Origin of the sequence: Vibrio sp. 10N.222.55.B11 (assembly GCF_041473705.1) — a bacterium.
Classification (GTDB): Bacteria; Pseudomonadota; Gammaproteobacteria; order Enterobacterales; family Vibrionaceae; genus Vibrio; species Vibrio crassostreae_C.
Genome location: NZ_JBFRST010000156.1, coordinates 1 through 754 on the forward strand (window position 1 = coordinate 1; position 754 = coordinate 754).

General features: G+C 48.9%; 1 pseudogene. It reads left to right on the forward strand.

The annotated features are described in order from the left end of the window. Positions 1–754, forward strand: a pseudogene (locus AB4503_RS25490) (type-F conjugative transfer system mating-pair stabilization protein TraN); the annotation flags it as partial.

Here is a 754-nt window from a genome sequence, read left to right on the forward strand (position 1 = left end):
GCAAAGACGCCACGTGTCGACAAGAGATCCGCAGTCCAAAAGAGTCAAGACTGTCAGACAGTGATATCAATGCACAAAAAGGGACAGAGTTTGTGACCAATGGATTGGCTCAAGACATCAACGCGAACTTCAATAAAGGTCGACCCGATGTTAAAGACGACCCGGCGATGCGCTTTGCCTTACTTGGCCAAGAGAATGCTTTTGAAATCACTCATGGTCTCTCAAATGCCTATGTGGATTGTGAGAGCGGCTCCCAATGCGTCATCGATAACATCACAAAACAATGTCACCGACCGACTCACAACCCGGTCCCGTGTGACAAAGTCCCTGTCGCCTCCGTGGTCACCAGCAAGGTGATCTACCGCTGTCCATCCGGTTGGACACAACAAGGGAGGGATTGCCAACGCCCCCTCCCACAATGCCGATACAATAATTACAATTACGTGAGGCAATCAGGGACTAGAAGAGGTTTTTCGGGATCAGAAACCACGTATTTTTGGGATGGAAAGATAGTCTCTCCCAACCAAGGCTACACGCTTGGCGATTTAAAATATACCATCAACTTAAACTGGCAAGCGAGCAAACACTGGGATAAACGCTACGAGATTTGTCGACCCACCACACAAACGAAAAAAGCCACCTTGAGCTGTTCAAACGGATTCTCCTTATCCGGAGGGAACTGCATCAAAAACACCATGACCTGGCGAACACAATGCCGCCTGATGAACTCGTGCAAGATCACTCGCCAGCAATG